The organism is Pseudoalteromonas sp. SG41-1, from assembly GCF_014164575.1.
Lineage (GTDB): Bacteria > Pseudomonadota > Gammaproteobacteria > Enterobacterales > Alteromonadaceae > Pseudoalteromonas > Pseudoalteromonas rhizosphaerae.
This window is the reverse complement of sequence record NZ_JACJFL010000005.1, coordinates 1-13624: the sequence shown is the minus strand read 5'-3', so window position 1 is coordinate 13624 and position 13624 is coordinate 1. Positions and strand designations below refer to the sequence as shown.

The following is a 13624-nucleotide window of genomic DNA, read 5'->3' as shown; positions in this document are numbered from 1 at the left end:
TCAAATTAGTCACAATGAACCCATTTTTTCACTGCTGTAGCTAACTCATCCGGATTGAACTTAGCTATAAAGTCATCAGCACCCACTTTTTCAATCATCGCTTGATTGAATACACCACTGAGCGATGTATGTAAAATAACATGTAAGGGGGCTAACTTTGGATCTGCTTTTATTTCAGCGGTTAGGGTATAACCATCCATTTCTGGCATTTCAACATCAGAAATCAACAATCCTACTCGCTCGGTAATATCATGCTTACAATCAAGTGCAGCAATCTCACGAAGGCGTATTAATGCTTCTTTACCATTTTTAGCCAGCTCTGTTTGCACGCCTAACGGCTCTAATGCACGTTTGACTTGATTACGAGCAACGGCAGAGTCATCGGCAATAAACACAATGCGCTCACCTAAGTCTTTTTGAATTTCACCATCATTAGCTATTGCAGCACTGACTTCGGTATTCACCGGGCAAATTTCGTTTAATATTTTTTCTACATCAAGAATTTCGACTAACTCGTTTTCAATTTCTGTCACTGCAGTTAAATATGAATATCTGCCAGCCCCTGACGGTGGCGGCATTATTTTTTCCCAATTCATATTAACAATTCGCTCAACGCCACCAACCAAAAACCCTTGTACGGAACGGTTATATTCAGCAATGATTATAAAACTATCTTTAATATTTTCGATCGCAGGACCACCCACGGCCATCGATAAATCGATAACAGAAATAGTTTGCCCGCGTATATGTGCGACACCTCTTATATACGCATTTGACTTTGGCATGTTTGTCAAAGGAGGGCATTGCAGTACTTCTCTCACTTTAAACACATTGATGCCAAAGCGCTGCCGCCCTCTTAGCTTGAATAATAATAATTCAAGACGGTTTTGCCCAACCAATTGAGTGCGTTGGTTAACTGAGTCTAAAATGCCTGCCATTTCAATCTCCTGAAGAAAGCGAATAAGAACGGAACAATAATTGCTTTCTTTCTGTAAAGCTACATAACTACACGGGAGCGTCTGTTTATTGACGCTAAATATTTATACCCTGTTTTCAACCATAAGCATAGTCGAAACATTATGAGTTTGTTAAAAAAAAGCCGAAGATACAGTGTTTTTTATTTTCTTGCTAGCTTATGCCTAGTAACTCCACTGTATGCGCAAACATATAGCAAAGAACAATTGCAAGAACTTGCTGTATCTCATGTCTATGATCAACTAGACCCTAATACTGCCGATGATAAGGAACTCAACGCCTTAACATTGGATAGCCGGATCCCAGATCGTGGCTGTAACAGCGACCTTGCATTTAATATTCCTACTGAGCCGCCATTTAATCGCCAAATAACCGTACAAATAAAATGTGATGACCTAAATGGTTGGAGTCAATATGTTCATGTACGTATGATTGAACTATCCCCTGTGATTATAGCCACTGAAAATTTAAGTCGGGGTGAAGTTATCGAACCCCATCATTTACGTTTGATTATGAAACCAAAACATTTCGTAAGAGCACAGTACTTACAAGATGAAGAACTGTTGATTGGTAGCCGCAGCAAACGCAATATCCGCAGTGGTTACCCTGTTGCTTTAAATCAAATCTGTATGGTCTGCAAAGGGGATAATGTCACTATTTTCGCAATAATTCGAGGATTGAAAATAAAAACTTCCGGTTTAGCCCTAGAAGATGGTACTTTAGGGGAGCAAGTAAAAGTTAAAAATGCAAAATCAGGGAAAGTTTTAAATGCCCGTGTTGACGGTGTTGAGTCTGTGCAGGTAATTATTTAAACTTTCGTATTTATGCTAAAGTTTCTAGCATGGTTGCCGATAACAAGGCATGTGTTGGATAATGTATAGGTTGAAATCATGGTAAGCCAAGTAAATAAAGGTCAGCAACAGGCTAATGTGTTGACCAATGCAAAACAGCAAAAAGTTGATTTACAAAACAATAATGCTAATACTGCGCAAGCAACTACGCCAAAAGCGACTGCTGATTCAGTAAGCTTAACACCACAAGCGCAACAGTTAAAATCTTTGCAAGACAAAGCACAGCAGTCTTCTGGTTTTGATAGCAACAAAGTGGCTGAGCTAAAAAAAGCAATTACTGAAGGTAAATATCAGATTGATGCTGAAAAGTTAGCAAAAAATATCGCTGCATTTGAGTTTGATGTGTATGGCTGATCACAACAGTCTGATCAGTTCTAAACTTGTTATGCAGCTAAATTGCTTAACATCCCTTGCTGATATCTTAGAAGATGAATTAACCGCTATAGCTTCCCGTCGTGGTGAGGGTCTAAAAGATGTCGCGAAACAAAAACTCGCCTTTTTGAGTCAAATTCAAACTTTAGACAAAGAGCTCAAAACCTTACTTGCAAATAATGACGTTGAATCTGACGAAGTGACAAACTTAATTAGTGATGTGCGTAAATTATTAGAGTCATGTAAAAAGAAAAATGATGTTAATGCTCATGCAGCCCACCATGCACAATTAACCGTCAAACAATTAAAAGACATTTTAATTGGTGTGCCAACCTCTACAACATATGACCAAGGTGGTAGTGTTGTTCACGGTAACAGTAAAATCGTCCATAACTTAAAAGCATAACCCCTTCTTTGAGCTTCACCTGTGCCTACTTCTGATTAATTGATTTACCCTGCATTTATAGCTACCTTTCGCTAGATACTTTTATTGCCAGTTTGATTCTGTGACTGAACCAACATCGTTTGCCAATTACGTGCTATCGCTAAGCGCGTTGGTCCAAATTGCAGGTTCATTTTTTCTAAAAAGACATTAAACTGGATGGGGAGACGATCGGCAAAAACCACACTGGTAACTAATATAAACAATAGCGCAAAATGCAGTAACGGGCAGTTACTAAACTTTCGCAAAAGCACGCAGCCAAGGTGTAAAACGCTCACTGACGCGACCATAAGTATATTAATAAAAACCGAGTTATTTTTTTACGTGCCACAAGCTTTATTCAATAAAAAACATTAAATAAAGCATAGCACTGAAGTATTCACTGTGAGATATTTTAGCGTGTATTTTGTTAGTTACTAACGTAAATAACAACGAATTTATTAGATCAAGCGTTTTAGTAATAAGTTACTTTTTTAACTTCGCGTGGTTTAATTTCACCTATGTATAAATCATGCACCCGCTTCATATCAAGTTGTAACTCAGTGGCATAGGTATCACCTACGGCATAGGTTTTAATTACTTGTGCGCCTTTAATAATCCCTTGTACTTGCCCTTGCAAGTGATCGTTTTGTGCAATACTGCCTTGCACTGTGGTACCTGCGGTAATTTTTTGCCCATATACTTGCTCTGCAAGCTCACGATACGCTTCTAGTTTTGATGCTTTAATCGCCATTAATGAGCGTTGTGATTGGTTATCACCCGGTTGCGCACTGATCGGCGCATAACCCACGGCTTTTAGAATTGGGTAGTTATCTGGCTCAATATACTTATATTCCACATGTTTATCAAAAATACTGCTACAGCCAGCTAGACCTAAGCTTGCTAATATACAAATTGAAATCACAATACGCATGGCTTTTCTCACGCTTTAAAAGAGACATTAATAACTAACTCAATGCACGATCAATGCCATAATTAACTGCTATGACGGTTTTAAAGCAACCTTACAAAACAATTGGTACAGTCCTTGCTCTGTCACTGTTAATAGCAAATGTATATTCATGGGGTCAGGGTAATGAAGCGAATTTTATCAATGGTAGTAATCGCCAGCAGTTGGCTGAGTATTAGCCTATTTTCCTCCCATACAGTTGCTCAATGGTATGAATCAACCGGCCATGCAAGCATTAAAAATGATGATATAAGTGCGGCAAAATCGGCGGCAATAAAAGATGCTATCACCCAAGCTTTAGTGTTCTCAGGGGCACGCGTTAGCTCAATGCAAACCTTAGTAGATGGGGTGTTAACTCAAGATCAGCTAAAAATAAACAGCCATGGCGAAATTCAAAAAATAGAGATGATCAGCGAAGATCGTAAAGCCGATCAATTTGCAATTACTTTGCGCTTAGATATCTTCCCTCAACAAGAACACTGCCCTGCGAACCAATTTACTAAATTTGTTGCGATCACCCAAACACAATTAAATAATCGCGAACAAGCGAAGATGGGTCAAATATTTGACATTAACAAAGCCACCAGCGAAGCACTCTACAAAACGTTAAATCAATCAGCTATGAATGCTAAACCAACTGCCTATTTTAACTTTCCGATCCGCGTTGGCGAATTTTTTAATCAACAATACGATTACAGTAATGCCCTATTAGAAGAAATATCGAGCCGCAGTAATTCTCAGTATGTATTGTTAAGTCAAATTGTTGATATCTCAAATGGCGATAAACTCAATAACAGTTATGCTTTTTGGCAGGACGAAACCTACCAACGTTCATATAAAATAGATTTTGCCTTATTTGATGGCACCACTTACGAGCGAATGTGGCAAAAAAGTTATCGCAGTCAAGCTATCTGGCCATTTGAAAAAACTGCAATTATTGACGTGTTTAGTGATAAATTTTGGAATTCAGATTACGGCCAAAATATAGCTGACATAAACCAAACCGTTAGTTACGACTTACAAGCCGCAATGGCTTGCCTTGAAACCCAAGGTAAAATATTACATATAGAAAACAATAAGCTAATTATTAATTTAGGCAAAGCCCATGGTATTGAAAAAGGCCAACGCTTAAATATTGCACATCATAACTATTTAACCGATGCAGCGGGAAATAAAATGCCACACCTGATCACCACGCTCAATCAAATACAAGTTGAGCAGGTATATCAACAAAGTGCGGTTGCCGTCAGTATTGACCAACAACCACTGCCTAATATTCAAATAAATGATGTAGTAGAACTGACTAATTTAGAGCCTTAGTCAATTGTTGGTGTAAGCTTGGGTGCTCAATAAGCCAATTAGCAAGTAATTCAATGCCCGCTAAATGCGGGTAATGTTTACGACAGGCCAACACCACACTTCGCTGTTGAGTTGGGAAGATTGGCAAGTAGCTAATACCTGCACGCTCTGTGCACGCAAGCTTAGGCACAAAGGTTACCCCATCATCCATAGCCACCAATGCTAATAAGGTTTCTAAGCTATTACCTCGGTACTCATTGGACACATCAACCCCAGCGGCAAAACAAAATTGCTGGGCTTGATCTTTAAAACAATGACCATCGCTGAGCATCAATAAACTGCACTCTTGTAGCTCATCTAACGCTATTTTACTGCGTTTTGCTAAACTATTTTGCGCTGACATAGCGACCAAAAAGTCTTCTTTATACAATTTAACTGTATGATAAAGTTTAAGTTCAGGCACATCTGCTAATATAGCTATATCTAACTCACCGTTATCCAGTGCGCTTAATATAGTCGCGGTTTGCATCTCAACAAAAGCAAATTGGCTATCAGCAAACGCTTCTTTCATCGAGGTGAGTAAGGTGGGTAATAAATACGGTGCAATCGTTGGAATAATACCTATTCTTACTTTACCTTGTAGTGGCGACGATGACGTTGCTGCTAGCTCTTTTAATATTTGGGTTTGCTCTAAGATCACTTTGATCTGTGTCAACAAACGTTCACCTTGAGTCGTTAAAGTAACCTGCTTAGTGGAGCGGTCAAATAAAGTAACACCAAGCTCTTGTTCAAGTTTTTTAACCTGTCCACTGAGAGTGGGTTGACTGACAAAACATGCATCGGCGGCTTTACGAAAATGCTTAAAGTGCGCAATCGCTTTTACGTATTCAAGATCTTTTAAATTCACTGCAAACTCACAATTAATCGGTAATACCTATCATACTAATATAAACAAACGATTGGAGCTATTATAACTTTCACGACATAATGGCTATCAACAAATCAAGAGGAACTAAAAAACATGTTAAAGAATATTGAAGGTCAAACAATTCCACAGGTTACATTTGCAACACGTCAAAATGACGAATGGAAATCAGTAACTACCGATGACATTTTTAAAGGTAAAACAGTGGTTGTGTTTTCACTACCCGGTGCATTTACACCAACCTGTTCATCAACTCACTTACCACGCTACAACGAATTAGCTGGTGTACTTAAACAAAACGGCGTTGACGACATTGTGTGTTTATCAGTAAACGATACCTTTGTAATGAATGCATGGGCTGAGCATCAAGAAGCACAAAACATTACCTTATTACCAGACGGTAACGGCGAATTCACTGACGGCATGGGCATGTTAGTTGATAAAAACGATTTAGGTTTTGGCAAACGCAGCTGGAGATACTCTATGCTGGTTAAAGATGGCGTAATTGAAAAAATGTTCATCGAACCAGATTTACCTGGCGACCCGTTTGAAGTATCAGATGCAGACACTATGCTTGATTACATCAACCCGAAACAAGTTAAACCAGAGCCGGTGAGCATTTTCACTAAACCTGGCTGCCCTTTCTGTAAAAAAGCGAAAGCATTATTAACAGAGAAAGGCCTAGTATACGAAGAAATCACTATGGGTGCTGGCGCATCACTGACTAGCCTAAAAGCTATTTCAGGCCGTGAGACCGTGCCACAAGTATTTATCGGCGGTAAGCACATTGGTGGCTCTGACGATTTAGAAAAATACTTTGCTTAATTAACTAATACCTTAAGCACATAATTAGGGGCATTAATGCCCCTACTTTTACCTTTTTACGTACCCATTTTATTAACTTATTTATGAACCAGTTTTTTAATAAAATTGGTATTGAGGACATCACCATGAAAGAACTAAACACAGACGTTGTTGTAATAGGTGCTGGCACCGCAGGTTTAAGCGCTTACCGCAATGCAAAACAACACACGTCTAACGTATTAATGATTGAAGCAGGCCCATACGGCACAACCTGTGCGCGTGTTGGTTGTATGCCAAGTAAATTACTGATTGCTGCCGCAGAAGCCGCCCACGCAATTGACGTCGCGCCAGCCTTTGGTGTGCACAGCTCAAAACCAACTATAAACGGTGTTGAAGTAATGGCGCGCGTACGTAACGAGCGCGACCGCTTTGCAGGCTTTGTGGTTGAGGCCGTAGACGAGTTACCCGCTGATGACAAAATTGTAGGTTATGCTAAGTTTTTAGATACCAATCGCGTACAAATTGACGACCATACAATTATTACCGCTAAGCGTTTTGTTATTGCCACTGGCTCACGTCCTGCCTACCCTGGCGTATTTAATAACTTTGGCGACAGATTAATAATTAACGATGACGTTTTCGATTGGCAAGACTTGCCAGAGTCAGTTGCTGTATTTGGCCCTGGTGTTATTGGCCTCGAAATTGGCCAAGCGTTGCATCGCTTAGGTGTTAAGGTAAAACTATTTGGTGTGGGTGGCGCGATTGGCCCAATTACCGACCCAGTTATAAAAGACTACGCAAATACCGTATTTGCTGAAGAGTTTTTTGTCGATACCGATTCAAACGTATCCGATATGAAACAAGTAGGCGATAAAGCGCAGCTTACCTATGTAGACAAAAACGGCAACAAACAAACCGAGCAATTTGATTACGTACTTGCCGCGACGGGCCGCGTACCAAACACCGACAAACTCGGTCTTGAAAACACCGGCATTAAGCTTGATGAACGTGGCGTACCAATCGCTGATAAACACACAATGCAATGTGGCGACTCCAATATATTTATCGCCGGAGACGCCAGTAACATGATCCCACTGCTGCACGAAGCGAGCGACCAAGGCTCCATCGCAGGGCAAAATGCAGGCCGTTTTCCTGATGTACGTATTGGCCTGCGCCGAGCGCCAATTGCAGCCGTTTTCAGCGACCCACAAATTGCTATGGTCGGTGAAACGTACAAACAAATAACGGCTCGTTATGGTGAGTGTGGTTGTTTTGAAGTTGGTGAAGTCAGCTTTGAAAACCAAGGCCGCAGCCGCGTAATGCTGAAAAATAAAGGTCATATGCGTTTATACGCAGAGCAAGGCACAGGCTTATTTTTAGGTGCTGAGTTTATTGGCCCGCAAGCTGAGCATATCGCCCACCTACTGGCATGGGCTGTACAAAACAAAATGACTGTACCACAAATGCTCGACATGCCATTTTATCACCCAGTGATAGAAGAAGGCCTACGTACCGCACTGCGTGATTTAAACGCCAAGCTTAAATTTGGCCCAGACATCATTAATCAATGTATGGAATGTGGCCCAGGGAATTAGAAGCTAGTTTGCTAGGATAAAAATATAACCAATAATCCAGGAGGTCTAGGCCACCTGGGTTATTGGTTAACTCTATCGCTATGACTTGGCGGCGTTGAAGTAACAATAAACACAAGGTCATCTTGGCCATAATTACATAGTTGATGAACAGCCCCTGCTGGCACATGCAAGCCCTGCTGCGGGTTTAATATATGGGTAACAGAGTCGACTACCAAAGTCGCCTGCCCATTAAGTACAAAAAAGAACTGCTCTGCAAACTCATGCTTATGCGACTGCTCACAACAGCCCGGCGGCACTCGCTCTTGGATCACACTCAATGCCGCACTTTTCACTAAATGCCAGCCATCACAGTCATCACCCCAGTTATAATGTTCAGCGTTATCGACTGAAATAGGCATTGCCATATCTTCGCTATCCCTTAAAAGCTACTACACAACAAGGTAAAACATCACCGTTTAAATTGGTAGTAAATTTAATTCATACAACACAACTACACTTATTCGCGCATAAAAGTGTGGAAAATCGCATTTATTCGCGCGTAAAAGTGTAAAAACTTGCATTTATTCGCGCAATAAAGTGTAATTAATCATCTAATGAGTAATGTGAGACCTGCCATGCAACGATTAATTTTAGAAAAGTTATTAGATTGGAAATCTAAACCAACACGAAAACCATTATTAATTGATGGCGCTCGCCAAACAGGTAAAACTTATTTATTACAAACTCTATTAGGCAGTACCTTTGCAAACGTGATTCGAATCGATTTTTTAGAGTCCCCGCAAATGAGTGAAGCATTCGCAGATTCATTATCCCCCGAAAACGTACTATCTAATATAGAGCTACTTACAGGAAAAACGTTTGACCCTAATACAGATCTACTGATCCTTGATGAAATAGGCGAATGCCCTAAAGCAGTCACATCTCTCAAATACTTTGCTGAACAAGCGCCGCATATGCATATTGCCGCCAGTGGTTCTAATATCGGTTTATTAAACTCCTTTCCTGTAGGTAAAGTGGAGCAACATAATCTGCGCCCTCTCACATTTCGTGAGTTTCTGATCGCCTCGAAAGAAACCGCTCTAATTAAGGCATTTGCAGCACAAACAAACTCAAGTGCAGCACATAGTAAATTATTCTCAAAACTCACTGATTATTACTTTACGGGTGGTATGCCAGAGGCTGTAAGTACATGGTTCGATTTATCTGATCACAGTATCATTGACCGCGTTCAAGCTGTAACAGACATTCATAAAAATTTAGTACTGGGCTATCAACGAGACTTCGGCAAATACTCAGGAAAAGTAGATGCAGGTTTAATCGAAGCTGTATTTAATAATGTTCCAGCACAGCTATCATCAGTGATGGATGAATCGGTTAATCGCTTTAAATTTAAAGGGATGCACGATAAAAAATCTCGCTATAGTGATTTTGAAAGCGCTATTTCTTGGTTAAATAAGTGCCGCTTGATACTCAAAAACCACCCTATTGACGGTACACCTAAAAGCCCATTAGCAGCATATAAAAAAGACAATATCGTTAAGTTATTTCTTTATGATGTAGGCTTATTAAATCATATGCTAAATATTGGGTATAAAGAAATAAAACAACAAGGCTATGAATACAAAGGCTTTGTGGCGGAAAACTTTGTACAACAAGAACTTGCTGCACAAGGCATTGACCCAACATATTCATGGGGTGATGCAAGAGCGGAGATCGAATTTGTGGCCTCTGATGACGAAGGCAACATACTGCCTATCGAAGTAAAAAGTGGTAAACGCACCAAAGCAAAATCACTACAATCGTACATAAATAAATGCCAGCCCATCAAAACAATTAAACTCACCGGCACGCAAGGTTCATCACCACTGGAGAAGGAATATATTGTCCTGCCGCTCTACTATAGTGAATATGTAGTAAGCAAACACCTGAGGCTGATAAATTGATAAAAAATAGACCTATCAAACTTCATTACGATGTAAATGAAGAGGCTGGCGAATGCTCGCAAAGCTCATATCAAACACCAATACAAAGCCAAAAATTACCTTTAGCTAGCCATTTGCAACATTGGCAAAGAGTGTCTTATCTGGAGTTCTGTAAATAACTGTACTCCTAAGGTGGACGACCAGTAAAATCAGCTATTAATTACAAATTTTAAAAATGGTGGACCTCAGTTCTTTTAGCCAACAGCAATTTGCCGCTTAAGACAGCATTCTACGCTTAGTCTAGTTCGGTTGTGATTCACTATTAGGAGTAAACTTTGAATAAAGGGATTTTGTTATTTCTACTCACCGTACTTTGTACCATTAATTCTGCGAACTCCACTGAGACAACTTGGAAAACCCAAGGTTATGGTTACGTTTTTCATACTGTGGACAATAAAACAACAGCCTTTGATTTAACAACTAAGCATTGTTTGGAAAACCACTTTATCACCGATGAGTTTGAACAAATCTCGTTCATTGAAGAAACAAAAAAAGTGAATAAAGATACTCGCTTACTTAACTTTGGTGGTTTGTTTCCGTTAAAGCTAACGAAATTAGATAGTTTACCCGCTCAATGTCAATCCGAAAAAATTGTTAGTATTAAAGACAAAAACTATGAATTTAATGCCAGTATTGTTCTTGACGTTCTAATGAATAATTTTGAAGAGCACTATGCATTTTCAAAAGATAAAAGTATTAATTGGGTTGAGCAGAGAAAACTTTGGCAAAAAAGAATAACCTCAAAAACTACGCAAGATGAGCTATTTAGTATCATAGATGACTTTCTTAAAGAATTACGCGACGGTCATGCCATATTACTCAATCAAGATCTTGATAGGCTTTCACATTACTCACCAAGAAAGTGGTCATTTTGGGATGAATTAAAAGCGCACTCAGAAAACTACCCTGAATACTCAACTTACTGGGAATTACATACCGCATTAATTGAAAAGTCTCAGGCAAACATTAAAAATTACATTGATAAAAACTATTCCACTCTTCAATATCACGATAATTTTACCTTAGCAAAAACGCCTCAAAATATTGCCTATTTCAAAATAAGTAACTTTGATGATTTCTCAAATAATGACGTAAAAGCAACAAAAGAGGTTATGGAGATATTTACGCCTATCATCAAACAAAGCAATGGTTTAATTATTGACTTACGTTTTAGTATGGGTGGAAGTGACTTAGTAGCATTTTCTATTTTATCTTACTTAATAGATTCAGAATTAGCCTTGGGGGGGAAACAATTTAAAACATCGACAGGTTATAGTGAACTTCAAAAAATTGTTGTCGCCCCATCAAAAATTAATCATTACACAGGAAGCATTGTTGTTTTAACTAGTCAAAAAACACCTAGTGCGGCTGAAGTATTTCTTTTAGGTTTACAAGCAAGAGGCAACGTTACTTTTATTGGTGAAAGAAGCTACGGAGCTTTTAGCGATGCGTTAACAAAAGCTTTGCCCAATGGTTGGGGGATCACACTATCAAATGAAAGATATCTCAATTCTCATGGGGATAATTATGAAAACATTGGATTGCCTGTAGATCATGAATTTGTATTTCTTGATGTGGAGAATATTGAAAGCGGAAAAGATGTGCAGCTTAATGAGGCAATTAAAGCTTTTAGATAAGTGCATTTGGCGTATAACGAGGCGTTACCAATGTCTGCTTCACGCCCTGAGGCATTCAACAAGTTTTTTCTACCACTAAAAGAGGAGAACCTTTCTCTTTTAGTGCTTTTAAATATTTTGATTCATCATAAGCTTTTCCTGTTTTCCAGCACCTAAATAAGATCCTTACCCATTTATAGGCCAACGCTCTTATTGCCGATTGGTGTGAATTACCTTTCGCTTTTTGCTGTGCGTAATAAATGCCCGCCCAATAAGATTGCCCTACGCTTTTCGAAGCCCACTCTATAAAGCTCTGACGGACAAATTTAGAACATTGCCAGCGCCAATGTACCCAGCTCTTTTGACCACTACGCTCTGTAACTGGCGATAAGCCTGCATAGTTTTGTATTTCTTGTGCGCTACTAAAACGAGATTTATCTTCCCCTAAAGCAGCTAAAAGCCTAGGAGCAAGGCAAGGGCCTGTGCCGGGAAGTGAAGCAAATATTGAGGCGTCATCCATACTGGTAAAAATTGAGCTTATTTGTGAGTCATACTCTCGAATATTGTTAATTAATACCAACATCTGTTTAGCCAATGCGATGACAAACGTTTGATAAGGTATAATTAAAGATTCGTCGTTAGTAAGAGGAATTGCCTCTTTTATAGATGCAATGCGCTCTGGGGTCTTCTTAACAGTGGGCCCTCCTCTGGAGTTTAATAGTTTGGCAACTGTATTTGTTCTAACGCGTTTCAATTCATTTAAGTTTGGGAATTTAATTAGAAAATTACAAAATAGCTCTGTATCTCTATGTGAAAACCACTCTAAGGGCTGTGTATAATATTGCTTTAGAGCATTAATGATTCGGTTCGCATGCCTGCGTTTGTCGTCTACAAGTAATCGACGTTGTTCGACAAGAAGGGCTAATGTTCTCGTTTTCTCGCTGCTTGGTTTTAGGGGGGTAATCTTCTTTGGATAATTCAGCATCATATCTAATGCTAATTCAGCGTCTGAAGGATCATCTTTTGAACCGCTGGGAAACATAGCTTGTCTGTATCGAGCAAGGGTTAATCCATGAATAGGATAAACTGTAACAAAGCTATATTTTTGCAAGGCGTATACTATAGGTCCTTTATTTAACTCAACTGCAACAGCAATATTGCCTTTTACTTTTTTATGTAATGCCTCAACCCAATCATTAATTGATTCAGGTGAGTGAGAAATTACGCTGAACGCCCGAGACTCTTCGTCTTTAACCTGCACACATATATCATGTTTTTTATCAGCCCAATCAAGGCCAACATATGCAGAAAAGTTATCATTTTTAGTATTCATGCCAAATCTCCGATTATTGAAATTTGTTATGCATTCTTTACTCTTCGAAAGAAATATAGACAGCGTTTGTAAGGCAAGCCCTGAGTATTCGTTTTGAGTAAAGTAACTCAATACTTCGAAAGAAAAGCGGTGATCATTAAATGATGCTGGCACAATATTCGTAAGTAAAGAGCACATAACCTCAACAATTCAAAGTATAGATTATTAAGGTTCAAAGACTATAGATGGCACAAAGCAGCCTGAATGTAATTTGGCTATTTTAATGAAAAGACAACGCTAAATTCTTTATATTTCAATTTACGATGCTATAAATGTGCTATAAAAAACAGGCGGAAGAAAAACAAAACACGTAACCCATTGACTTTATTGGTAGCCCCTACAGGAATCGAACCTGTAACTGCCCCTTAGGAGGGGGCCGTTATATCCATTTAACTAAGAGGCCAGAGCTAGGTGCTAGGTGCTAGGTGCTAGGTGCTAGGTG

13 protein-coding genes and 1 tRNA gene are annotated in these 13624 nt (G+C 39.3%); 8 read left to right on the top strand and 6 right to left on the bottom strand.

The genetic code is table 11. The features are described from left to right. Positions 1-5 precede the first annotated feature (5 nt). Positions 6-938 carry a chemotaxis protein gene (locus H5203_RS05225; protein WP_145239555.1) on the bottom strand — a complete coding sequence of 311 codons (933 nt, stop codon included), beginning with the start codon at positions 936-938 and terminating at the stop codon, positions 6-8. Positions 939-1079: 141 nt separating this feature from the next. Here H5203_RS05225 and flgA point away from each other — a divergent pair, with 141 nt between their 5' ends. The 3 genes from flgA (at position 1080) to flgN (ending at position 2604) form a co-directional block, all read left to right on the top strand. Further along, positions 1080-1787 (top strand): flagellar basal body P-ring formation chaperone FlgA, encoded by a 708-nt coding sequence (flgA, locus tag H5203_RS05220; protein WP_145239558.1) that lies wholly within the window; start codon positions 1080-1082, stop codon positions 1785-1787. Positions 1788-1865: 78 nt separating this feature from the next. After that, positions 1866-2180 carry a flagellar biosynthesis anti-sigma factor FlgM gene (gene flgM / locus H5203_RS05215; RefSeq protein WP_145239561.1) on the top strand — a complete coding sequence of 105 codons (315 nt, stop codon included), beginning with the start codon at positions 1866-1868 and terminating at the stop codon, positions 2178-2180. After that, positions 2173-2604, top strand: coding sequence for a flagellar protein FlgN (flgN, locus tag H5203_RS05210; protein ID WP_145239564.1), 432 nt, complete (start codon positions 2173-2175; stop codon positions 2602-2604). The genes flgM and flgN overlap by 8 nt, the downstream gene beginning before the upstream one ends. 490 nt (positions 2605-3094) lie before the next feature. Here flgN and H5203_RS05205 read toward each other — a convergent pair whose 3' ends face one another. Beyond that, on the bottom strand, positions 3095-3553 hold the full coding sequence (locus H5203_RS05205; RefSeq protein WP_145239567.1) for an LPP20 family lipoprotein: 459 nt from the start codon (positions 3551-3553) through the stop codon (positions 3095-3097). A 162-nt stretch (positions 3554-3715) separates the two neighbouring features. Between H5203_RS05205 and H5203_RS05200 the strand changes: the two genes are divergently transcribed. Beyond that, entirely contained in the window at positions 3716-4909 is a 1194-nt protein-coding gene (locus H5203_RS05200; RefSeq protein WP_145239570.1) for a flagellar assembly protein FlgT, read from the top strand. Here H5203_RS05200 and H5203_RS05195 read toward each other — a convergent pair. Beyond that, entirely contained in the window at positions 4893-5795 is a 903-nt protein-coding gene (locus H5203_RS05195; RefSeq protein WP_145239573.1) for a LysR substrate-binding domain-containing protein, read from the bottom strand. The two genes, H5203_RS05200 and H5203_RS05195, sit on opposite strands and share 17 nt — an antisense overlap. A gap of 114 nt (positions 5796-5909) precedes the next feature. Here H5203_RS05195 and H5203_RS05190 point away from each other — a divergent pair, with 114 nt between their 5' ends. Together H5203_RS05190 and H5203_RS05185 are read left to right on the top strand one after the other, a co-directional pair. Further along, on the top strand, positions 5910-6638 hold the full coding sequence (locus H5203_RS05190) for a glutathione peroxidase (protein WP_145239576.1): 729 nt from the start codon (positions 5910-5912) through the stop codon (positions 6636-6638). Positions 6639-6763: 125 nt separating this feature from the next. After that, complete coding sequence (locus tag H5203_RS05185) at positions 6764-8212, top strand: dihydrolipoyl dehydrogenase (RefSeq protein WP_145239579.1); 1449 nt, start codon at positions 6764-6766, stop codon at positions 8210-8212. Between the two features lie 59 nt (positions 8213-8271). Here the strand turns inward: H5203_RS05185 and H5203_RS05180 are convergent, their stop codons facing one another. Then, positions 8272-8616, bottom strand: coding sequence for a cupin domain-containing protein (locus H5203_RS05180; RefSeq protein WP_182760575.1), 345 nt, complete (start codon positions 8614-8616; stop codon positions 8272-8274). A gap of 210 nt (positions 8617-8826) precedes the next feature. Here H5203_RS05180 and H5203_RS05175 point away from each other — a divergent pair, with 210 nt between their 5' ends. Beyond that, positions 8827-10155: an ATP-binding protein gene (locus tag H5203_RS05175; protein ID WP_182819460.1), complete on the top strand. Its 1329-nt coding sequence runs from the start codon at positions 8827-8829 to the stop codon at positions 10153-10155. 314 nt (positions 10156-10469) lie between these two features. Then, complete coding sequence (locus H5203_RS05170) at positions 10470-11831, top strand: S41 family peptidase (protein WP_145239588.1); 1362 nt, start codon at positions 10470-10472, stop codon at positions 11829-11831. Positions 11832-11886: 55 nt separating this feature from the next. Here H5203_RS05170 and H5203_RS05165 read toward each other — a convergent pair whose 3' ends face one another. Further along, entirely contained in the window at positions 11887-13143 is a 1257-nt protein-coding gene (locus tag H5203_RS05165; RefSeq protein WP_145239608.1) for an IS110 family transposase, read from the bottom strand. Between the two features lie 367 nt (positions 13144-13510). After that, positions 13511-13585 (bottom strand) — tRNA-Arg (locus H5203_RS05160). Positions 13586-13624 lie beyond the last annotated feature (39 nt).